We start from the raw sequence: 19,970 nt of genomic DNA on the forward strand, positions 1-19,970 counted from the left end.
CCTCTTGAGGCGTTTGTTAACCCTCACTTTTTGTCAGTATTAACTTCAGTTCATCTACTGATAAAGGCGGACTTTTAGTATGAAGCATTGCGTGGCAATTAGGGCAAACTGGCACAAGGTCTTTCGCTGGCTTAATTTTATACTCTTCTGAAATCCCAGCCAATGGCTTGATGTGGTGTACATGTATGAAATTTTTACCAATCTCGCCATAAATTTCTAAAAACGAAAAATTACATACTTTACATCTATAGCCATGCTTATCTAGGCAAGCTTTCCTGGCCTTTAAGCATCGTTCATAAAAGTTAACTGTAACTTGTTTTTTAGCTCCTTCGGTAAAAATACTATTATTGTCTATTTCACCAGCAAAGTTGCTATCTGGTTCAACGTTCTTACGCCATGCATAGTCGGGAACAGTTGATAAGCGTCGCTGAGCTTCATCGAGATCTGATTTTGTGAATAAAGATCTGAACTCTAGCTTAAGAACAGAATACTCCATTGATAACTCAGGCCGTCCAACTTCTATCAAAGTTTGAAAGCCGCCTTGAATCGTATCTATTTTTGACAACGCTTTCTTCGCATGTGCCACTGCACCATTTTTTCTTACAGACCTAAGATAGTAATTAGCCCAATACCCAGTAGCTCTACCCACAACTTGATAGAGAGACTCCAATTCATGTTGAAATAATTCTTCTTGGTTCATAGTTTTTCGTGAGGGTTAACAGTGATTAGATGGAAGACTGTACTAATCCGATAGTCGAGCCTTCCGTATAACTTCGTACCGACTGTATCATCGTGACGGAAAATCCATTTAAAATAATATAATTATGGGCTTGGTACTGTACCTGTCCGTATTTGCCTGATTTCCTCTTTTGGCTTTACCGTTATCACTGTAGAAACACAGTAATAAGAAAATCAGGACATCACTATGTTGAGCGAGGCGTAGTCACCTCGTTGCGCCATGGCGAGGTCCACATCACTGGCGTTCCATTCTATTTCTAAAACCGAATTTCCACCGACCCCGCACTCCGCTTTGCCTCGCCGTGATAAACCGCTTCGATATTGTTGCCGTCCGGATCGAGCACAAAGGCGGCGTAGTAGCCGGGGTGATAATTGCGCTCACCGGGGGCACCATTGTCCTGGCCGCCATGGGCAAGAGCGGCCTGATAGAAACCCTCCACCATGGCCCTGTCCTGCGCCTGAAAAGCGAGATGATGGCGGCCGGTCAGTACACCGAGCGCAGCCGGGCTGTCGACAGCTGTGACAAACAACTCGTCTGCCCAGAAGTAGCCGTCACCCGTACCCCCTAGCGGAATATCGAGGGCGGCCAGTGCGGCCGTGTAAAAGCGCTGGCTGGCGGCCAAGTCTTTCACCACCAGCTGGATATGGTCGATCAGCCGACCGCGATGCAGTGTTTGTGTTTCCATACACCACCTTGCTTTACATGTTGTGGGCGAGTCAGCGGCTTGCCGGCCCCTTGCGGTGATCAGCAGGGATTGGCAAGCCGATGGCATGGCTACCGCCCCTGAATTTCAGCCTCCAGTGTGCTGCTTTTGACCAAGGGGTAATGGCTGGCAGGGCTCATGGGGGAGACTCCGACGAGGCGAGTGTTGCCAATCGAATATATTAGCGGTGACTGACAGAGGACACCCACCTTGTCAGGTAAGTCTACTATCGAGATGGTGGGTGTCCCAATTTTTGGCATCTAACGTCCACTTAGTTGAAGCGGGTATTTGGTTCAACTTTTACTCCTAATCGTATAACGCCGCTTTAAGGGGTGAGTGCAGCACAAACCTACTTTCCGCAGACCACTTTCACCACAAAACTCGCCGCATACCAAAAATGCCACGCGGCACGAATCCCTCTTGAACGCTTTATTATGTGCTTAAACTTAAAGGGATCTCCATTTCAACCAACCCTTTTACTTCAGATGTTCTCACGAATCCTTTGAACTCATACAGATTGATCGCTGGATTTTCACTAAACACACGCAGAACTAGCTTATGGGATTGGCAGTTGAGAGCATGCTCAACAACTAAATCAAGACTCTTAGATCCAATTCCTCGGCCTTGAAACTCAGGCAAAATTTGAAAGTCTCTAAGGAAAGTAGTACCACCACTATAGCTAAAACGCAGCACGCCAACACGGGTTTTATCTAGGTAAACTTCGTAGTTATCTAGTTCTTCCCAACTGTTTAGAAACTGATTGTGATCCCAGATAATCCCACGAGTTTGGTAATAACTTGCCATATTTGTCTTGGTTAAAGACTCTGCAAATAAGGGATCGCGACATACTTTAAGCTGTACATCCATGCCTTTTCCTCTGGTTGCAAATAACGTTTGGTTAAGGGGTGGTATTTATCCCGCCCCAGCGAGCACAGCGAGCGATTTTAACCATTTGTTATGCCTCTTGCGCTCTGGGTCAATGTAATATTTAGCCGTATAAAAAACGCATAAAACCAGTCTTTATGAACAGATGAATCGTTAGTTTCTGTTTATGCATTTTTTACTTCGCCGTTACTATTAACGGTAAGATTTGTTTTGCAGATTTTTGAGTGTGATTCTTTTGATAGTGGTTCTAATATCTGCCAAGCAGAATCTTTAATAAATTCTTGGGGATCTATAGCTTTATTTATAAAATAATGTTGTGCTTCACGTAAGCAGATGCCATTAGCCCCGCCTTCATAATCAGGGTCTGAGTTTTGCACCAAGTCATCTTCCCAGTCACAAAGCTCACAAATATCGAACGTACCTATAGCAGGTTCATCCAAAGTCTTATAGCCACAGCAAGGACAGGTATATCTCAACAGTCTCTCCATGATGCATAACGCTCAAAGCAGCGGTTCATCCGCTGCCTTTGCTTGTTATTTTATATCCAAGTCTTTATACCCTGCAGGAAATAGCCTTGAGCCCTTTAGCCCTGGCAATCCGGGTAGGCCTGGAAGACCCGGCAAACTAGGCTGGCCTTTTAAACCCATTAGTTTCATTGTTTTTACAGCAATTCTCTCATCGTCGATGATTGAAGCAACATAAGAACTGTTCCAAATCTCGTTACCTTCGAGTTTTCCCAAAAACTTACTATTCTTTGTGAAAACGTTGTCGCCGACAACAAAAGCAACTCCCTGACCTCTTGAATTGAAAAGCCATCTAGCCATTCTAATTCTCCTTTTTACTCACATAATGTTTGGTTAAGGGGCAGGCTTTAGCCCGTCCCAGTGAGCGAAGCGAACGGTTTGAACCAATTGTTATGTTTTTAGGAAGTACTCGACTGACAGAGGACACCCACCTTGTCAGGCAAGTCTGCTATCGAGATTGTGGGTGTCCCAATTTTTGGCATCTAACGTCCACTTAGTTGAAGCGGGTATTTGGTTCAACTTTTACTCCTAATCGTATAACGTTTGAATTCAGTGGGCCAGCTAGCGCAGTTCCACTGCGATGAAGGGTTATTCCGCTTGGCTCAGCCATTCATGGAACCACTCCGTCGGAATCCGCACTTGCTCAAAATTACCGGATCTTAATTCGTCAATTGAATAGGTATTGGCCAAGTACAAGTCCCACTGTGTTTCGACATCGGTGAGGATCGGAAGTAGCTTCTCAATTTCAGGCTCCGCATCGACCTCAAGGTACTGGCACCAAAACCGATCACACCACTCCGCGATTGCCTTATGAGAGTAAGGAGACGACTCGGGCATCGCTCCCCACTTCAGCATTTGAATCGCGGCCTCCCTAGTGAAAGGCATCTCCGCTGGCTGGCTCACGTTCACTTCGCTTGTCCTCTATTCATACGGCATAAATACGGCATAACGACTAAGCTCAAGCGAAAGGCGACAGCCTTTTGACCGTCGCTTGGAGCGCCTGGTTATGTGCGGACTTAGTAACATTGCCACTCGCACGCCCAATCGTCTTCTTTGCCTTTGGCAGTTCCTCGACCAAAATAGCCAACCCCACCATCGCCCCAGTTCCAATTAGCTTTCGGTTCGGAGTCAACTTGAAATACGTACTCCGGAGCCGCCGGATGCTGATTCCAAGGAGCCCAGAATATCTCCGATTGGATCAGTGTCGGCCACCCGCCAAGCTTTAAGCCAGACACGTTCGAAAACAAATCTTCATAGTTGTCTTGAACGCTCTCAGGAATATCAAATGGTAGGCCTTCCCAGCACGGGAAGTCCTCTTCCACTACTCGAGGCCGCATCGGAAACGCCTTGACCATCGATTTCGTATCGGGCTGGCCAATAGGAACTAGCGCAGACAGCGATTGGTATGTCCTGAGGCACCAGTTTTGTCCGTTGGGCGCATTCGAGGGAAGTTCTTTTGGGCCGATAAACAGTGTAATGAACTCGATGTTTGTCAGCCCCGACGGGCGAAAAGGTAGGTTGGCTAGATTGATCTGGCAAAGCGCTCGCATCGGAGCGCCATCCATGTATGGCCACACTTCCCACGGGGAGCAGACGTTTACTTTTCCGAACCAGCTTTCTAATGGGTCATCGGATGCCTTGAACCCGCCGATCTCGAAGACGATGGCCGGCCGCTTCAGTTTCTCTCTAATCTCTTCCATAACGTTCCCGGAGCACATAACGCCCGCCACACACGCGAGCAACTTGTTGCGAGTCGAGCGCTGAAGGCGCGGTGTGCTGGCGTTTGTTATGCACTTTGTGACAATGCCTCAGAAATGGCTTTTTTCATTAGCTCTTCATCATCAAGTAATTCACGATAGTTCTCATAGGGCAAGTTTCCATCATTGACTTGTCTCTCAACAAAGAGCTGCATACGCCATGGGTCTGGGTCGGGTTTGTCAAAATCAAAATCGATACCTCCAACATCAGGAGTTTTAAAAACATCTACACCGATGCCATGAGTGCGAATATACCAAGTTGTTCCTGGCACCAATTTGCAGCCACGATTTTCTCTAGAAAGAATGTCTTCTGCTTTCGATAGTCCGAATCCAAACCGAATTAGCTCCTTAGCCCAACTCATTTGGGCATACCATAATGGAATCGCTGCTTTGATTGGATTAATACTCATGACATCCTTAATGCATAACGCCAAGTTCAGCGGCAGTTTGTAAGTTGCGCATTGTGGAATCCTTTTGCGAAGCAAAACCACAAAAGCACAACTTACAAACTGTCCAAGGAGCGAAGCGACTGATACTGCAACACCTTGTTAAATTTTTTGCTCTTTAGCTACCTAATAGCTACTAACATAAAAATATTATTTAATGCCTAGATATTTATGCGAAACCACTTTTCGACTGCGTTAACTTCATTTAAAGCTGCAGGTGAGAACCTGGCAGAAAATAATGTAAGTGATTTTAGGATCTCTGATAGATTAATTGGAAATTCAGTTGTATTAGCTTTTTGTGCAAGTTGTAAAGCGAGCCAACAACATGACATAAAAGCGTATTCGTCTTGTTGTTCAATAGCTAGATTCAACACTGGAACGATTGACTCAAAAGCAATATGAGGCTGCTCAATTTTATCAATAGTTCTTTCTCTAGCTTTTGTTATAGCCCACTCGTCTTCAGCAAGAAGATCTAAAGCAAGAGCCAATTCAGTTCTAAAATTTTCTGCTACTTCCATTTCGTGCCCAATTTAACAGTAATTAGATGGAGGGCGGTACTAACACATTAATACCGCCTTCTATCTAACTCCGCTTCACCTTGATTCAGTGTGTTATAAATAATGTTTTAAATCAATGGCTTACCTTCCAGCCTCTGAAGCTGAGTATATTCGCTTGACCTCTTCTTTTTGCACAACCTATACGACTGTATAGAAAATCAGTGTGACCTTGACCTTGACCTTGACCTTGACCTTGACCTTGACCTTGACCTTGACCTTGACCTTGACCTTGACCTTGACCTTGACCTTGACCTTGACCTTGACCTTGATCTTGACCATGGCAAATGCCGGCATGGCTACCGCACTGGATTTCAGCTTCCAGCTTGCTGCGATTGACCAAAGGGATTTGGCTGGCAGGGCTCATGGGGGAGACTCCGACGAGGCGAGTGTTGCCAATCGAGTATACTAGCGGCGGTAGTGCAGAGGGGAAGGACAAGATGTCGGATTTCTGTGCAAGATCAATAAATTAATCGACAGGCCAAGGTGAACTGTGGCTAGCCGGGAGGCGGTGGATGACCTCTCCTGACGGATAGCCGTAGAGGATTCGTGGTCATAATAAGCTTGAGTCAGCATAAAACTCTTTGTTATTGTCACCATCACCGGTGAAGATAGTTTATTTATCTATAAATCAACAAGATAGTGTTCTGTGATGCCGTGGTGGGGGCAGCGCATTCGCTATCGTAAAGGAGTGTTATGACATTGCAGTTCAACGCAATGGCACTGGCCATATTGATCCTCTCCGCCGTCCAGGGCTGCAGCGACCCTGACTCGTCCGCCACGGCAGCCCCATCCGCGCCAGTACTGGCTGTTCATTACGAAAGTGCTCCCCTGATACCCGTCACCATAGCCGGTGAGCAGTACCAATTTCTGCTCGATACCGGCGCCAGCATCACTGTGATTGATCGCCGCCTTGCCAGTCGATTCAAGGCGTTCAGCTTAAGCGAACTGCCCCAGGCCTATCAGGCCGACTTTGCCAATGTGGCCAGCGTATCGGGTCAAGTGGGCAGTGATCAGCTTGGATTCGTGCAGCCGGTCCCCTTCTTGGTGGGGTCGGTCACCATAGATGACAGCGATCTGTGGGGAACCATGGATTTTGAGCTCTTCTCCCAGTCCATCGGTACCCGCATCGATGGTGTACTCGGGATTGATACCATACGGCGCTTCAACTGGGTGTTTGATAACGAGCAGCATCAGATCAGCGCTTCGCTGAGGGCACCGTCGGCAGCCGGGTTCGAGCGTTGTATCGGATATGAAGACAGCTACAACCGCTCACCGACTATCTACCTGACTCACGGCGAGAGCAGCGTGCGAATGTACCTCGATACCGGGGCCGATCAGAGCTATGTCGATCGGGCTTTTATCGACTTTATGGCCGACAAGCAGGCGCTGCTTGGTGCAGGTGCGAGCCCGCGAAAAGGGGCTGATGCGAGCGGTATGCAGGCGGCAAGTGAACATATCCTCACGGATCTTCAGTTTGACGAACGCCCGCTCGGCCAGTTGCGGGTGTCGGAAAATGGCAACGACAAGTATGCCCTTGGCCTGGACTTTGTGAACCGCTTCAAGCGTTTTGCGATCATCCCGGGGCGCATGATGATCTGCTACGACGCAGGCAGCCTGGCGCGGCAATTATCGCCCTTCCTGCGCAATATAGCGGTGCGCTTTGATGGTCAGCATCTGCAGATCTATTACAACGATGAGCAGGCGCTGACCCCCTACGGCCTGAAGAACGGTGATCTCATAGAGCGGGTCAACGGGGTAGCATATCTCCCTCTCGAGATCGACAAGGTGCGCGAACTGCTCAATATCAGCAAGCCGGGATCGCTCAAGATGCGGGTTATCAGGGAAGGCAAGGCTCTGGATATCGCCATCTAATCAATAAGGGGCCGGCAATCTGATCGGCCCCGGGACGGGATTAACCCTTGGCTGGGATCACTGTGCAGTTGAGCGCCGGCTGGCCGTAACGCTCCAGGCTGGCGTCGTCCCCTTTGGTGAAGAGGCTGAGGTTCTGGCCTTCGTAACGGGCACCACTGGTGCTGGGCACTTCATAGGCGAGCACTTGTTGCTGGCTATCCCTTTCGCTCAGGTTGATCACGGCGGCGGGCAGCTTGGCATCGTTATAGAAGTAGGTGGAGAGAGTGACCTTGTTGCCGCACTTGTAATCGACCGGCGTCGTGACCATCAGCTGACCACCTTTTATCTGCAACTCAGTGATCCGCTGCTGGTAGTTCTCCTCTACGCATTGGCGCAGATCCTTGGCCTTCCAGCAGTCGTTGCGACCCTTGATCCAGCCGCGCTGCATGGCCTTCTCCGTTTTGAGCTGTTCGGGGGAGAGGTTGGCGAGCGCCTTGGGATAGAGGGTGGCCAGCTCGTTATCCAGCGCCGCCAGCGCGGCATCCTTGCAGATCAGGGTTTCGGCCGCGCCTGCTGCCTTGGCACAATCAAAGGAAGGGGTGGCAGCACAGGCCAGCAGAGGGGCAAAGAGAAGAGGGCCAAGCAGCATCTTGTTCATCGGAAAGACTCCAGCAAAAAGAGTGGGATACCCGGCTACTAGAACACAATGAGACGGGGCCGCCGAGCGCTTTTTGCGCCGGGCGGCCCCGAACAAGGCAAGGGCTTCAGGCCAGCGCCAGTTGCTGGCGGGCGCGCCACAGCCGCTCGTGGAAGAAGAAGACAACTGTGTTGATTGCGGGCTCTATGATGGCCATCACGCCGCCGGTGAGCAGCTCGCCGCTCAGCAGGAAGGCGACGGCAAACGCCACGCTGAAGTGTACCAGGGCGAAGCTGCTGGTCTTGGCCTGCAGGCTGTGACTGGGTTTGAACTTGTGCCAGCCCAGATCATGAAAGTAGAAGGCGACCGTGTTGACGGCGGGCTCTATCAGGGCGATCAGGCTGGCGGTCAGCAGCTCACCGGTCAGCAGGTAAGCCACGGTAAAGGCGACACCGAAGTGCAAGATGGCAAAGCTGATGGTCTTTTTCATGATGGTGACTCCCTCTGGTGATGACAGCAGTATCCGCCACAACTGCATTAAATGAAAACTATTCTCATCTAATAGTTGGATAGGGAGAACCTATCAAGGGTGATGGCTCTGCCAGTCGCCCAGTCATGAATATCCCGGCCCGGAATGACAAAAAGCCCCGAAAGGGGCTTTTTGTTTCAAATCTCAGGGCTGGCCTCAGGCTTCCGTTTTGCTTAACCATTCCACCTTGTACTTGGCGCCAACCCCCTGGGCCAGCTTGGCGCACAAGGGTTTGAGGAAGGCTTCTATCTGCTCGTCCAGCATCCAGGGTGGGCTGATAATGAGCATGCCGGAGCCGTTCATGCCCCAGGCGGCGGTCTGACCGGCGACTTCCAGCTCGGCTACCAAGACGTTACCGAAGTTTTCCCGCTTGATGGCGCGCAGCATGTCGCGGGATTTGTCCGCCTCTTGCCCCAGGATCGGATACCAAAGGGCGTAGATGCCGGTGGCCCAGCGCTTCTGCGCTTTTTTCAGGGTATCGACCACGGCGAAGTAATCTTCTTTGAGCTCATAGGGGGGGTCGATCAGCACAAGCCCGCGGCGTGGGGTCGGTGGCAGCAGGGCTACCAGCCCTTCGAAGCCGTCACGGTGGTGCACGACAACTCTGGGGTCATAGCCCATGTTGGCGCGCAGGTCTTCCACCTCGTTGTTGTGCAGCTCCATCAGGGCCAGCTTGTCCTGCTCGCGGGCGAGGCGGCGCGACAGCTCGGGGGAGCCCGGGTAGTAGTGCAGTTCCCCGCCCTGATTCATCTCGTCGATGACGCCAAGATAGGGGGCCATGGCGGGCCATTGGGTCCGCTCATCCCACAACCGGCCTATGCCGTCGGCATACTCGGCCTTCTTCTGGGACCAGTCGCCGCGCAGGTCGTAGAGACCGCCGCCGGCATGGGTGTCCAGCACAATGAAGGGCTTATCCTTCTTCTTGAGGGACTCGATGATCAGGGCCTGAACGGCATGTTTCAGGACGTCGGCATGGTTGCCGGCGTGAAAAGCGTGGCGATAACTCAGCATGTCAGATCTCTGAGGGGGCCCTGCTGGGCACCCAGTAACGATAAATAGTTCAACAGATTGCGGCCCTTGCCGCGAAACAGGGTGAGGCCGCGCAGTGTCTGCAGCAGGACCCCTTGTTGCAAGCGCTCCAGCTCCAGCTCATGGGCCAGCATGGCCTGGTATTCCTGCTCATCGAGTCGCGATTTGGCGTTCTGGCGCAGGGCGCGCCAGGGGGCCAATACCGCTTCTGTCTGTACCAGTGCCGGCTGCAGATCGGTCAGGTCGACGGTTATGCCTGTCTGATCCAGTCGATGCAGCAGCAGGGCCAGGTTGACGTTGCCCCCTTGTGCCTGCACCGTGAGCCAGTCCTGGCTGCGCTCGCCATAGACCTTGCCGCTCCAGTGCCAGAAGCCGATGGGCGTCGGCAATTCGTGTACGGCGACCCGCTCGGTCGCTATCAGCGGGTCATCATGCAAGGAAGGTCTGCTCCATGGTTTCCAGCTCTTCAGAGAGGCTCATCCACTCCAGCTCGACACCATCCAGCTCTTCCTTGATAGGGCCCTGGGATTTGAGCAGCTCAGAGAGCTTGTTCTTGGCCGCCTCTTCATAGATGGCGGGGTCGGCCAGTTGCTCTTCCACTGCCGCCAATCGCGTCTGCAATTTCGCCATGCTGGCTTCCAGCTTCTCCAGCTTCTGGCGCAGGGGGCGGGTCTGCTGGCGGAATTCCGCCTCGCGCCGCTTCTGATCCTTGCGTGCCAGCGCCGAGTTGGCGGAGATGACGCCGTCGCTGGGCTTGGCGTTGGCCTCTTTCTCCTGCTCGCCGAGCCACTTGTGGTAGTCGTCCAGATCGCCGTCGAAGGCTTCGACCCGGCCACCGTGGACCAGATAGAAGTCATCCGTGGTGGTGCGCAGCAGGTGACGGTCGTGCGAGACTACCACCATGGCACCCTCGAAGCCTTGCAGCGCCATGGTCAGGGCGTGGCGCATCTCCAGATCCAGGTGGTTGGTCGGTTCATCCAGCAGCAAGAGGTTCGGTTTTTGCCAGGTGACGAGTGCCAGCACCAGCCGTGCCTTTTCGCCGCCGGAGAAGGGGGCCACTTTGTCGAGCGCCTTGTCACCGTGAAAACCAAAGCTGCCCAGATAGTTGCGCAGCTCCTGCTCGGACTTGTCCGGCGCGAGGCGGGCCAGGTGATCGAGGGGGGTATCGTCGAGCCGCAGAGTTTCGAGCTGATGCTGGGCGAAGTAGCCGATGCTGACGCCCGCGCTCACTTCCAGCTTGCCTGACAGTGGCGGATTGGTGCCCGACAGCATCTTGATGAAGGTGGACTTGCCGGCGCCGTTGCGACCGAGCAGGCCGATGCGCGAACCCGGCACCAGGTTCATCTTTATCTTCTCCAGGATCACCTTGTCGCCGTAACCGGCGCTGAGGTTCTCCATGGCGATGAGCGGGGTCGGCAGAGCCGACGGCTCGCGAAACTCGAAACTGAACTCGGAATCGGCGTGGGCGGGCAGGAGTTTCTCCATCCGCTCCATGGCTTTGAGTCGGCTCTGTGCCTGACGGGCCTTGGAGGCCTTGTAGCGGAAGCGGTCCACATAGGCCTGCATGTGGGACACCTCCCGCTGCTGCTTCTCGTACATGGACTGCTGCTGGGCCAGCTGCTCGGCACGCTGCAGTTCGAAGTCGGAGTAGCCGCCCGTGTATTCGTTGAGCTTGCCGTTTTCGATATGGATGATGCGGCTGATGACTGAGTCGAGGAAATCGCGGTCGTGAGAAATCAGCACAAGTGTGCCCTGATAGCCCTTGAGCCACTTCTCCAGCCAGATGACGGCATCGAGATCCAGGTGGTTGGTCGGTTCATCGAGCAGCAGCAGGTCGGAGCGGCAGAGCAGGGCCTGGGCCAGGTTCAGACGCATGCGCCAGCCACCGGAGAAGCTGCGTACCGGCGAGCCGAGTTGCTCGTCGCCAAAACCCAGACCGTGCAGCAGCTCGGCGGCGCGGGCCCGAATGCTGTAAGCGCCTATGGTATCGAGCTTGCCGTGCAACTCGGCCACCAGCAGGCCATTGTCATCCAGCTCGGCCTGGGCCAGCTGGGCTTCCAGTGAGCGGAACTCCTTGTCACCGTCGATCACGTAGTCCAGCGCAGAGCAGTCCAGCGCCGGTGTCTCCTGGGCCACACCGGCAATCTGCCAGCCGGCGGGCAGGCTGAAGCTGCCGCTGTCGATGGCAAGCTCGCCCCGTACCAGTGCAAAAAAGGTGGACTTGCCACAGCCGTTTTTACCCACCAGGCCCACCTTGTGGCCCGGGTGAATGGTGGCGGAAGCGTTGTCCAGCAGCTTGCGGCCGCCGCGGATCAGTTCGATTTGACTGGCAACTATCATGGGTGGGGTCTGCTTGCTCAAAATGGAGGAGAAAATCTGGCGCGGATCTTACGTGAAATGACGCAGATTTGCACTTGGGCTAAGGACGGGCGACTGGCTGGCGTGGTAAAAACATGCCATAACAGAGAAACCAGTCGGGTTACGGGAGGTTAGCATGCTTATCAAGGACATCATGACGACCCGGGTCGCCACCGTTTCCATGGATGACAGACTCACTGTCATCAAGGATATCTTCGAGCAGGCCCACTTTCGTCACCTGCTGGTGCTGGAGGAAGAGGAGCTGGTGGGGGTCATCTCGGACAGGGATCTGTTCCGTGCCATCAGCCCCTACCTCGATTCCGAGGCCGAAATGAGCCGAGATACCGAGACCCTCAATCGGCGGGCCCATCAGATTATGAGTCGCCAGCCCGTCACCATCGCCTCCCACCTGCCGGTACGCGACGGCGTGAAAATCATGCTGGAGAAGAATGTCTCCTGCCTGCCGGTGCTGGAAAATGGCGCCCTGGTCGGCATCATCAGCTGGAAGGATCTGCTGCGCGCGGCCCTCGACGCCGACGCTTTCTAAGCGCTCGCGCCATCCTCATGAAAAAGGGCTCCGTGGAGCCCTTTTTGGTGTGGTGAAGCCGATGCTAGCGCGTTCGGGTCAGGGCAGGGGTTCCACCAGCAGGATATGGGAGTCGGTCCCGACCACCTTGACCCGGCTGCCGGCGGTGAGCGGCATCTGGCTGCACACCGTCCAGACGGTGTCATCCAGATGGACCCGGCTCAGCCCCTGCACCACGTCATCCAGCAGCACCAGCTCCCGGCCCACATAACCCTGCATCCGTTCATTGATGGGGGCGGCCGCATCACGGCCCGAGCGGTCGCGCTTGTGCTGCCAGCGCCACCAGGCCCAGGTAGTGAGCAGGGATTGCACCGCAAACAACAGCAGCTGCGCCTGCCAGCCGAAGGGCCATAGCAACAGCAGCAGCCCCACTTCCAGCGCGGCTATGCCGGTCCAGAGCAAAAAGCCTACCGACCCCAGCACCTCTATGGCCAAGAGGATGAAACCCAGCCCCAGCCAGTGCCAGTGGGTCAGCCCCTCGAGCAGGGCTGTCATGACTTGTTACCCTTGCCATCTTTGTTGAACATCTCGGCCATGCCGGCTATCGAGCCGATCAGGCTGCCCGCTTCCAGCGGCATCATGATGATTTTGCTGTTGGGGCCTTCACCGATACGGGCCAGGGCTTCCGTGTACTTCTGGGCCACGAAGTAGTTGATGGCCTGCATATCCCCTTCCGCTATAGCTTTTGAGACCATGTGAGTCGCCTTGGCTTCCGCCTCGGCAGCCCGCTCCCGCGCTTCGGCGGCGAGGAAGGCGGCCTGACGCTCACCCTCGGCCTTGAGGATCTGGGACTGCTTCTCTCCCTCGGCTTTGAGGATCTTGGATTGACGCACTCCTTCGGCTTCCAGCACCTCAGCCCGCTTCTGGCGCTCGGCCTTCATCTGGGCGTTCATGGCTTCCACCAGCGCCAGCGGCGGACGTACATCCTTGATCTCGATCCGGGTCACCTTGATGCCCCAGGGAGCGGTGGCGGCATCCATGGTACGCAGCAGCTTCTCGTTGATGGTGTCGCGCTGGGAGAGCATCTCATCCAGCTCCATGGCGCCCAGCACTGTCCGCATATTGGTCATGGTGAGATTGCGGATGGCGCTGGTGAGATCGTTGACCTCGTAGGCGGCTTTGCGGGCATCCACCACCTGCACGAAGCTGATGGCGTCTATGGTGACGTTGGCGTTGTCGCGGGAGATCACCTCTTGCGCCGGTATGTCCAGCACCTGCTCCATCATGATGATCTTGTGACCGACTCTATCCACATAGGGGATAAGCAGGTTGAGGCCGGGGGAGAGAGTGCGGGTGTAGCGGCCGAAGCGCTCCACTGTCCAGTTGTAGCCTTGCGGCACTATCTTGATGCCGGCACCCAGGGTGACGATCACCAGGAACACGAAGATCCCTAGCACAATCAATGACTCATTCATTATCTAGCTCCTTATGAAACACATTCACTAGCCTATGGTCTTGCGCCGAGCACCACAAGGATGATCGTCCGCCTTTGTCATCATATGGCTTTGCTAATTACTAAAATGCATTAAAAAGCATTTTTTATTATTTTGAGGGATAAGCAGCCCTGCCTATAGTCGCCCCATATTAGTCGTGTTCCGAGGGATGGGCCGAAATGGATTATTTACCTATGTTTGCCAGGTTGGAAGGCCGCCCCGTCTTGCTGGTAGGCGGGGGCGAGGTGGCCCTGCGCAAGGCTCGTCTGCTGCTGGCAGCAGGCGCAAGGCTGACCCTGGTCTCCCCCGAGATTGAACCCGAATTCGCCGAATTTACCGGCCGTTTTACCCATCTGGTCGAGCGCTTCACCCCGGCGCACCTGGCCGGTCAGCTGCTGGTGGTTGCCGCCACCGACAATCTCGAAGTCAACGCCCTGGTCTATCAGAGCGCCAACCAGCTGGGTCTGTTCGTCAATGTGGTGGATGACCCCAAACGCTCCAGTTTCATCTTTCCCTCCATCATAGATCGCTCGCCCCTGATGGTCGCCGTTTCCAGCGGTGGCAAGGCCCCCGTCCTGGTGCGTCTGTTGCGCGAGCGACTCGAGAGTCTGCTGCCCCGCCACCTGGGGGGGCTCACCGAGCTCTCCGGTCGGGTGCGTGACAAGGCCAAGCTGGTGCTCTCATCCATTTCTGATCGTCGCCGCTTCTGGGAGCGGGCATTTGCCTCCAACACCCTGGCCGGGCTTATCGAAAAGCAGGATTGGCAGAGTGCCGAAACCTGGCTCAATGACGGGCTCGACAAGGCCCAGAGCGAGGTGGGTGAGGTGGTCCTGGTCGGTGCGGGCCCAGGCGATCCAGGTCTGTTGACCCTCAAGGCGCTGCAACAAATTCAGCAGGCGGAAGTGGTGCTCTATGACCAGCTGGTCTCCCCGGAGATCCTGGATCTGGTGCGCCGTGATGCCACCCTGGTCTCGGTCGGCAAGAAGGCCGGTGCCCACAGCGTGCCCCAGGAAGAGACCAACCGCCTCTTGGTGGAGTACGCCAGGGCGGGCAATCGTGTGGTGCGCCTCAAGGGCGGTGATCCCTTCATGTTTGGCCGTGGCGGCGAGGAGCTGGAGGTGCTGGCGGCAGAGGGGATCCCCTTCTCCGTGGTGCCCGGCATCACGGCCGCCGCTGGCGCCACCGCTTATGCCGGTATCCCGCTTACCCACCGCGACCACGCTCAGAGTGCCGTCTTTATTACCGGCCACTGCCAGAAAGAGGGCAAGGAACCCGACTGGCAGCAGCTCGCCATGACTCAGCAGACCCTGGTTATCTACATGGGGCTGATGCGCTCCGAACATATCCAGCAGCAACTGGTGAGCCATGGCCGTAGCAGTCAAACCCCCATCGCCATCATAGAGCGGGGCACCACGGCCCGTCAGCGCGTGCTGACCGGCACCCTGGCTGAGTTGGCTGTGCTGGCCCAGCAGGCAGTGAGCCCGTCCCTCATCGTCATCGGTGAAGTGGTCTCCCTGCGCAAACAGCTGGCCTGGTTTGGGGAAAAGAGTGGCGAGCAGCTGCGTGCTAACCCAGATCTCGATGGCTGCGACCTCAAGCTGGTGCAGTTGGCCTGACCCAGAAAAACATATTTGATGCGGCTGCCGGTGTGGCCGCGCACTGAACCACCCCGCGCCCTGACCATGCGCGTTAGTAATGACCAGAGGACCAACATGGACCGTGAAAGATTGACTCATCTACAGCAACTGGAAGCCGAGAGCATCCATATCATCCGCGAGGTGGCTGCCGAATTTGAAAACCCGGTGATGATGTACTCCATCGGCAAGGACTCCTCCGTCATGCTGCACCTGGCTCGCAAGGCCTTCTATCCGGGCAAGATCCCATTCCCCTTGCTGCATGTCGACACCGACTGGAAGTTCAAGGAGATGATTAAATTTCGCGACGAGACCGCCAAAAAGTACGGGCTGGATCTCATCGTCCACAAGAACCCGGATGGCCTCGCCATGGGGATCAACCCCTTCGTGCACGGCAGCGGCAAGCACACCGACATCATGAAGACAGAAGGGCTCAAACAGGCGCTCAACCAGCACGGCTTCGATGCTGCCTTCGGCGGTGCACGTCGTGACGAGGAGAAGTCCCGTGCCAAGGAGCGGGTCTACTCCTTCCGTGACAAGTCTCACCGCTGGGACCCGAAAAACCAGCGTCCCGAGCTGTGGCGTGTCTACAACAGCCAGGTCAACAAGGGGGAGAGCATTCGGGTGTTCCCGCTCTCCAACTGGACCGAGCTGGACATCTGGCAATACATCTATCTCGAGAACATCGACATAGTGCCGCTCTACTTCGCGGCCGTGCGTCCGGTCGTTGAGCGTAACGGCATCAAGATCATGGTGGACGACGAGCGCATGCCCATCGGCCCTGAAGATGAAGTGAAGCAGGAGCTGGTGCGCTTCCGCACCCTCGGCTGCTACCCGTTGACCGGGGCCATCGAATCCGATGCCACCACGCTGCCGGAGATCATCGAAGAGATGCTGCTCACCACCTCGAGCGAACGGCAGGGACGGCTGATTGACCACGATCAGGCAGGCTCCATGGAGCAGAAGAAGCGTCAGGGATATTTTTAAGGAATCGCATCATGAACAACCATATTCAGACCGCCATCAGCGAACAGGGCATTGAAGCCTACCTGCACGCCCAGCAGCACAAGAGCCTGCTGCGTTTTCTCACCTGCGGCAGCGTGGACGACGGCAAGAGCACCCTGATCGGTCGCCTGCTGCATGACTCCCAGCAGATCTATGAAGATCAGCTCAAAGCTTTAGAATCCGACAGCCAGAAGCTTGGCACCACGGGCGAGAAGCTGGATCTGGCGCTGCTGGTGGACGGCCTGCAGGCCGAGCGCGAGCAGGGCATCACCATAGATGTGGCCTACCGCTATTTTTCGACGGCGAAACGCAAATTTATCATCTCGGATACTCCGGGCCACGAGCAGTACACCCGCAACATGGCGACCGGTGCCTCCACCTGCGATCTGGCCATCATCCTGATCGATGCACGCAAGGGCGTGCTGGATCAGACCCGTCGCCACAGCTTTATCGCCAGCCTGCTAGGCATCAAGCAGTTCGTGGTCGCGGTCAACAAGATGGATCTGGTGGAGTTCAGCCAGGAGGTGTTCGATCGCATCAGTGCCGATTACCGCGAATTCGCCAAAAAGCTCAACGTCGACACCATACAGATAGTGCCTGTCTCGGCGCTGGACGGCGACAACGTGGTCAACCCGAGCGACAAGCTGGCCTGGTATCAGGGGGAGACCCTGCTCTCACTGCTGGAGTCTGCCGACGTTGAGCGCGAGCTGGAGCGTCATCCGGTGCGTCTGCCGGTGCAGTACGTGAACCGCCCCAACCTGGATTTCCGCGGCTTTGCGGGTACGCTCGCGGCCGGTATTTTGCGCGTCGGTGACAAGCTGGCGGTGCTGCCGTCCGGCAAAGAGAGCACAGTCACCCGCATCGTCACCTTCGACGGGGATCTGGAGTACGCCCTGCCGGGTCAGGCCATCACTGTGACTTTTGCCGATGAAATCGACATCAGCCGTGGTGATCTGCTGGTGGATGCCGCGAGGCAACCCCAGGTAACCCAGAACGTGCTGGCTCACATCGTCTGGATGGGGGAGGAGTCCCTGCAACCGGGCCGGGTCTATGACATCAAGCTGGCTACCAAGAAGACCCGTGGTCAGGTGGAGGTCATCCGTCATCGCATCGAAATCAACAAGCTGGACCAGCTGGATGCGAGCGAACTGCATCTCAACGAGATTGGCGTGTGCGAAGTGAGCCTGACCGACCCTGTGGCGTTTGACCCATACACGGATATCCGCGACACCGGCAGCTTCATCCTGATCGACCGGTTGACCAACGTCACCGTCGGGGCGGGCATGATAGTGGAAGGCCTGGCCGCGAAAGTAGTGGCAGGGCAATACAGCGAGTTTGAAATCGAGCTCAACGCCCTGGTACGCAAGCACTTCCCGCACTGGCAAGCACTCGCCATCGGCAAGGAGTAACCCCATGACCTGGCAACAATCCCTGGTGCTGGGTCTGCTGGCTGCGCTCGTCGCCCTGCTGATCCAGGGCAAACTCCGCCCGGCGCTGCTCTTTTCGGGCGCCGTGCTCATCACCTATTTGAGTGGATTGGCGGACATCAACGCCGTGGTGGCGGGTTACACCAACAGCGCCTTGCTGACCCTGGTGTTGTTGCTGCTGGTGTCGCTGGCGGTGGAGAAGACCCGGATCATGAGCTGGTTTGCCAATCTGGTGGGCTCGGGTTCATTCAACAAGGTATTGATCAAGCTGTGGTTTTCCACCGCTTTCCTGTCTGCCTTCGTCAACAACACGGCCGTGGTGGCGTCTATGCTGGGGGCGGTCAAACGCAATCCCAACCATGCGCCCTCCCGGCTGCTGCTGCCCATGTGCTTCGCCGCCACCTTTGGCGGTGTGCTGACCCTGATCGGCACCTCCACCAATCTCATCGTCAACAGCTTCCTCATCAAGATGGGGGCCCAGCCACTCGGCATGTTCGACTTCTTTATGGTGGGAGCCGGGACCCTGCTGACCGGTCTGGTGGCCGTGCTGCTGTTTGCCCGCTACCTGCCGGAGCAGGACACCGAGATGAGCCGGGAGTCCGGCTATTTTCTCGAGGCCAAGGTAGGCGCCGGTTCGCCGCTGGCGGGGCGCAGCGTCAAGGAGAACGGCCTGCGCAGCCTGAAAAGCCTCTATCTGGCGGAGATCATTCGCGGCGACCAGGTGATCTGCCCGGTACAGCCGGAACACGAGCTGCACGAAGGGGATGTGCTGCTGTTTTGCGGCGAGGTGGAGAGTGTCGGCGTGTTGCAGGAGATGAAGGGGCTGGATCTCTACGGCCAGCATCGTCTCAATGGCCAGCATCTGGTGGAGGTGATCGTCAGCCACAGCTCGCGACTGGTGGGGCAATCCATCAAGGATGCCGAGTTTCGTACCCACTTCGATGCAGTGGTACTGGCGGTGCGCCGGGGCGAGACCCAGCTGACCGGCGGCCTCGGCCAGATTGAGCTGCACGCCGGCGATACCCTGCTGCTGGCCCCGGGTCCCAAGTTTGCCAGCAACAAGTCCCTGTCGCGGGAGTTTGTGGTGGTGAGCGGGCTTGAGGCATCCACCCGCCTCGATGGCAAGCGCAGCGCCGCCGTTGTGCTGGGCTTTCTCGGCGTGCTGGCGCTGTCGGTGTTCGAGCTGGTGCCGCTGTTCAAGGGGCTGCTCATGATGCTGGTGGCGTTGCTGCTTACCCGCATTCTGACGCTGGACGAGATCCGCCGCCGCTTTCCGCTCGATATCTGGCTGGTGGTGGGCGGTGCGCTCGCCATCGCCGATCAGCTTGAGAAGAGCGGTCTGGCCAGGGTGATTGCCGACTGGCTGATGGGGGAGTTCAACGGTTCCAGCCCCATCATCGCCTTTATCGGCATCTACCTGTTTACCCTGGTACTGACCGAGCTGATGAGCAACAACGCCGCGGCGGCGCTCGCCTTCCCCATGGGTTACCAGCTGGCGCTCAGCATGGACGTCTCGACCATGCCGTTTATTCTGGCGGTGCTGTTTGGCGCAAGTTCCAGCTTTATCCTGCCCTACGGCTACCAGACCAACCTGATGGTCTATGCCGCGGGCAACTACAAGATGCCGGACTACCTCAAGCTGGCCCTGCCGGTCTCGCTGGCCTATAGCCTCGGGGTGATCGTCATGGTGCCCCTGCTGTTTCCGTTTTAAGGCGTGAGCGCCAATCAAGGCGTGTTGGGTGAGCAATGCCATGGCATCAGCACGTTGTTGGCTGATAGTCCGAGGCGGCTCCCCGTGGTGCCGGACAGTTTAAGTTTTGAGGCGTGAGCGCCAATCAAGGAGTGTGGGATGAGCAATGCCATGGCATCA

22 protein-coding genes are annotated in these 19,970 nt (G+C 55.7%); 6 read left to right on the forward strand and 16 right to left on the reverse strand.

The features are described from left to right. Nucleotides 1–16: 16 nt before the first annotated feature. The 9 genes from AC1P02_RS08685 to AC1P02_RS08725 all read right to left on the reverse strand — a co-directional run bounded on the left by AC1P02_RS08685 (nt 17) and on the right by AC1P02_RS08725 (nt 5,905). Complete coding sequence (locus AC1P02_RS08685; RefSeq protein WP_485185006.1) at nt 17–700, reverse strand: HNH endonuclease; 684 nt, start codon at nt 698–700, stop codon at nt 17–19. Between the two features lie 295 nt (nt 701–995). Continuing rightward, on the reverse strand, nt 996–1,424 hold the full coding sequence (locus AC1P02_RS08690) for a VOC family protein (protein WP_485185008.1): 429 nt from the start codon (nt 1,422–1,424) through the stop codon (nt 996–998). Nucleotides 1,425–1,874: 450 nt separating this feature from the next. After that, nucleotides 1,875–2,309, reverse strand: a complete 435-nt coding sequence (locus AC1P02_RS08695; protein ID WP_290074174.1) for a GNAT family N-acetyltransferase — start codon at nt 2,307–2,309, stop codon at nt 1,875–1,877. 182 nt (nt 2,310–2,491) lie between these two features. Beyond that, complete coding sequence (locus tag AC1P02_RS08700) at nt 2,492–2,803, reverse strand: CPCC family cysteine-rich protein (RefSeq protein WP_485185010.1); 312 nt, start codon at nt 2,801–2,803, stop codon at nt 2,492–2,494. 57 nt (nt 2,804–2,860) lie between these two features. Continuing rightward, the gene (locus tag AC1P02_RS08705; protein ID WP_485185012.1) at nt 2,861–3,151 is read right to left on the reverse strand and encodes a 4-fold beta flower protein; all 291 of its coding nucleotides are present in this window, start codon (nt 3,149–3,151) and stop codon (nt 2,861–2,863) included. A gap of 716 nt (nt 3,152–3,867) precedes the next feature. Beyond that, the gene (locus AC1P02_RS08710) at nt 3,868–4,551 is read right to left on the reverse strand and encodes a DUF1963 domain-containing protein (RefSeq protein ID WP_290074170.1); all 684 of its coding nucleotides are present in this window, start codon (nt 4,549–4,551) and stop codon (nt 3,868–3,870) included. A gap of 86 nt (nt 4,552–4,637) precedes the next feature. After that, nucleotides 4,638–5,018, reverse strand: coding sequence for a DUF6896 domain-containing protein (locus AC1P02_RS08715; protein WP_485185015.1), 381 nt, complete (start codon nt 5,016–5,018; stop codon nt 4,638–4,640). Between the two features lie 197 nt (nt 5,019–5,215). After that, on the reverse strand, nt 5,216–5,572 hold the full coding sequence (locus AC1P02_RS08720) for a hypothetical protein (RefSeq protein WP_290074168.1): 357 nt from the start codon (nt 5,570–5,572) through the stop codon (nt 5,216–5,218). Between the two features lie 177 nt (nt 5,573–5,749). Then, nucleotides 5,750–5,905, reverse strand: a complete 156-nt coding sequence (locus AC1P02_RS08725) for a hypothetical protein (protein WP_485185017.1) — start codon at nt 5,903–5,905, stop codon at nt 5,750–5,752. 399 nt (nt 5,906–6,304) lie between these two features. On the opposite strand from AC1P02_RS08725, the gene AC1P02_RS08730 reads away from it, so the two are divergent. Further along, nucleotides 6,305–7,483: a retropepsin-like aspartic protease gene (locus AC1P02_RS08730; RefSeq protein WP_485185019.1), complete on the forward strand. Its 1,179-nt coding sequence runs from the start codon at nt 6,305–6,307 to the stop codon at nt 7,481–7,483. A 40-nt stretch (nt 7,484–7,523) separates the two neighbouring features. On the opposite strand, the gene AC1P02_RS08735 is transcribed toward AC1P02_RS08730, so the two are convergent. From AC1P02_RS08735 to AC1P02_RS08755, 5 genes are all read right to left on the reverse strand, one after another. Continuing rightward, nucleotides 7,524–8,120 (reverse strand): MliC family protein, encoded by a 597-nt coding sequence (locus AC1P02_RS08735; RefSeq protein ID WP_485185021.1) that lies wholly within the window; start codon nt 8,118–8,120, stop codon nt 7,524–7,526. A gap of 106 nt (nt 8,121–8,226) precedes the next feature. Beyond that, nucleotides 8,227–8,589, reverse strand: a complete 363-nt coding sequence (locus AC1P02_RS08740) for a DUF2061 domain-containing protein (protein ID WP_017413068.1) — start codon at nt 8,587–8,589, stop codon at nt 8,227–8,229. Between the two features lie 195 nt (nt 8,590–8,784). Continuing rightward, on the reverse strand, nt 8,785–9,639 hold the full coding sequence (locus tag AC1P02_RS08745; RefSeq protein ID WP_485185023.1) for a 23S rRNA (adenine(2030)-N(6))-methyltransferase RlmJ: 855 nt from the start codon (nt 9,637–9,639) through the stop codon (nt 8,785–8,787). Then, nucleotides 9,633–10,094, reverse strand: coding sequence for a DUF2390 domain-containing protein (locus AC1P02_RS08750; RefSeq protein ID WP_021140958.1), 462 nt, complete (start codon nt 10,092–10,094; stop codon nt 9,633–9,635). Before AC1P02_RS08750 ends, AC1P02_RS08745 begins: the two co-directional genes overlap by 7 nt. Further along, the gene (locus AC1P02_RS08755) at nt 10,087–11,997 is read right to left on the reverse strand and encodes an ABC transporter ATP-binding protein (protein ID WP_485185025.1); all 1,911 of its coding nucleotides are present in this window, start codon (nt 11,995–11,997) and stop codon (nt 10,087–10,089) included. Before AC1P02_RS08755 ends, AC1P02_RS08750 begins: the two co-directional genes overlap by 8 nt. 154 nt (nt 11,998–12,151) lie before the next feature. Between AC1P02_RS08755 and AC1P02_RS08760 the strand changes: the two genes are divergently transcribed. After that, complete coding sequence (locus AC1P02_RS08760; protein ID WP_005318762.1) at nt 12,152–12,562, forward strand: CBS domain-containing protein; 411 nt, start codon at nt 12,152–12,154, stop codon at nt 12,560–12,562. A gap of 78 nt (nt 12,563–12,640) precedes the next feature. On the opposite strand, the gene AC1P02_RS08765 is transcribed toward AC1P02_RS08760, so the two are convergent. Next, the gene (locus AC1P02_RS08765; RefSeq protein WP_059112859.1) at nt 12,641–13,096 is read right to left on the reverse strand and encodes an NfeD family protein; all 456 of its coding nucleotides are present in this window, start codon (nt 13,094–13,096) and stop codon (nt 12,641–12,643) included. Beyond that, complete coding sequence (locus AC1P02_RS08770; RefSeq protein WP_005318765.1) at nt 13,093–14,016, reverse strand: SPFH domain-containing protein; 924 nt, start codon at nt 14,014–14,016, stop codon at nt 13,093–13,095. Before AC1P02_RS08770 ends, AC1P02_RS08765 begins: the two co-directional genes overlap by 4 nt. Before the next feature lie 197 nt (nt 14,017–14,213). Here AC1P02_RS08770 and cysG point away from each other — a divergent pair, with 197 nt between their 5' ends. From cysG to AC1P02_RS08790, 4 genes are all read left to right on the forward strand, one after another. Then, on the forward strand, nt 14,214–15,650 hold the full coding sequence (gene cysG, locus AC1P02_RS08775; protein ID WP_485185028.1) for a siroheme synthase CysG: 1,437 nt from the start codon (nt 14,214–14,216) through the stop codon (nt 15,648–15,650). Nucleotides 15,651–15,746: 96 nt separating this feature from the next. Beyond that, nucleotides 15,747–16,655, forward strand: coding sequence for a sulfate adenylyltransferase subunit CysD (gene cysD / locus AC1P02_RS08780; RefSeq protein WP_042869482.1), 909 nt, complete (start codon nt 15,747–15,749; stop codon nt 16,653–16,655). Nucleotides 16,656–16,666: 11 nt separating this feature from the next. After that, complete coding sequence (gene cysN, locus AC1P02_RS08785; protein ID WP_485185031.1) at nt 16,667–18,082, forward strand: sulfate adenylyltransferase subunit CysN; 1,416 nt, start codon at nt 16,667–16,669, stop codon at nt 18,080–18,082. A 4-nt stretch (nt 18,083–18,086) separates the two neighbouring features. Then, nucleotides 18,087–19,811 (forward strand): SLC13 family permease, encoded by a 1,725-nt coding sequence (locus tag AC1P02_RS08790; RefSeq protein WP_485185033.1) that lies wholly within the window; start codon nt 18,087–18,089, stop codon nt 19,809–19,811. Nucleotides 19,812–19,970 lie beyond the last annotated feature (159 nt).

This window comes from Aeromonas sp. TS_SC_11, assembly GCF_057318915.1.

Coding starts and splice junctions, on each gene's coding strand:
- AC1P02_RS08685 (WP_485185006.1), bottom strand. CDS start 700: ATGAACCAAGAAGAATTATTTCAACATGAATTGGAGTCTCTCTATCAA.
- AC1P02_RS08690 (WP_485185008.1), bottom strand. CDS start 1,424: ATGGAAACACAAACACTGCATCGCGGTCGGCTGATCGACCATATCCAG.
- AC1P02_RS08695 (WP_290074174.1), bottom strand. CDS start 2,309: ATGGATGTACAGCTTAAAGTATGTCGCGATCCCTTATTTGCAGAGTCT.
- AC1P02_RS08705 (WP_485185012.1), bottom strand. CDS start 3,151: ATGGCTAGATGGCTTTTCAATTCAAGAGGTCAGGGAGTTGCTTTTGTT.
- AC1P02_RS08710 (WP_290074170.1), bottom strand. CDS start 4,551: ATGGAAGAGATTAGAGAGAAACTGAAGCGGCCGGCCATCGTCTTCGAG.
- AC1P02_RS08715 (WP_485185015.1), bottom strand. CDS start 5,018: ATGAGTATTAATCCAATCAAAGCAGCGATTCCATTATGGTATGCCCAA.
- AC1P02_RS08720 (WP_290074168.1), bottom strand. CDS start 5,572: ATGGAAGTAGCAGAAAATTTTAGAACTGAATTGGCTCTTGCTTTAGAT.
- AC1P02_RS08725 (WP_485185017.1), bottom strand. CDS start 5,905: ATGCCGGCATTTGCCATGGTCAAGATCAAGGTCAAGGTCAAGGTCAAG.
- AC1P02_RS08730 (WP_485185019.1), top strand. CDS start 6,305: ATGACATTGCAGTTCAACGCAATGGCACTGGCCATATTGATCCTCTCC.
- AC1P02_RS08735 (WP_485185021.1), bottom strand. CDS start 8,120: ATGAACAAGATGCTGCTTGGCCCTCTTCTCTTTGCCCCTCTGCTGGCC.
- AC1P02_RS08740 (WP_017413068.1), bottom strand. CDS start 8,589: ATGAAAAAGACCATCAGCTTTGCCATCTTGCACTTCGGTGTCGCCTTT.
- AC1P02_RS08745 (WP_485185023.1), bottom strand. CDS start 9,639: ATGCTGAGTTATCGCCACGCTTTTCACGCCGGCAACCATGCCGACGTC.
- AC1P02_RS08755 (WP_485185025.1), bottom strand. CDS start 11,997: ATGATAGTTGCCAGTCAAATCGAACTGATCCGCGGCGGCCGCAAGCTG.
- AC1P02_RS08760 (WP_005318762.1), top strand. CDS start 12,152: ATGCTTATCAAGGACATCATGACGACCCGGGTCGCCACCGTTTCCATG.
- AC1P02_RS08765 (WP_059112859.1), bottom strand. CDS start 13,096: ATGACAGCCCTGCTCGAGGGGCTGACCCACTGGCACTGGCTGGGGCTG.
- AC1P02_RS08770 (WP_005318765.1), bottom strand. CDS start 14,016: ATGAATGAGTCATTGATTGTGCTAGGGATCTTCGTGTTCCTGGTGATC.
- cysG (WP_485185028.1), top strand. CDS start 14,214: ATGGATTATTTACCTATGTTTGCCAGGTTGGAAGGCCGCCCCGTCTTG.
- cysD (WP_042869482.1), top strand. CDS start 15,747: ATGGACCGTGAAAGATTGACTCATCTACAGCAACTGGAAGCCGAGAGC.
- cysN (WP_485185031.1), top strand. CDS start 16,667: ATGAACAACCATATTCAGACCGCCATCAGCGAACAGGGCATTGAAGCC.
- AC1P02_RS08790 (WP_485185033.1), top strand. CDS start 18,087: ATGACCTGGCAACAATCCCTGGTGCTGGGTCTGCTGGCTGCGCTCGTC.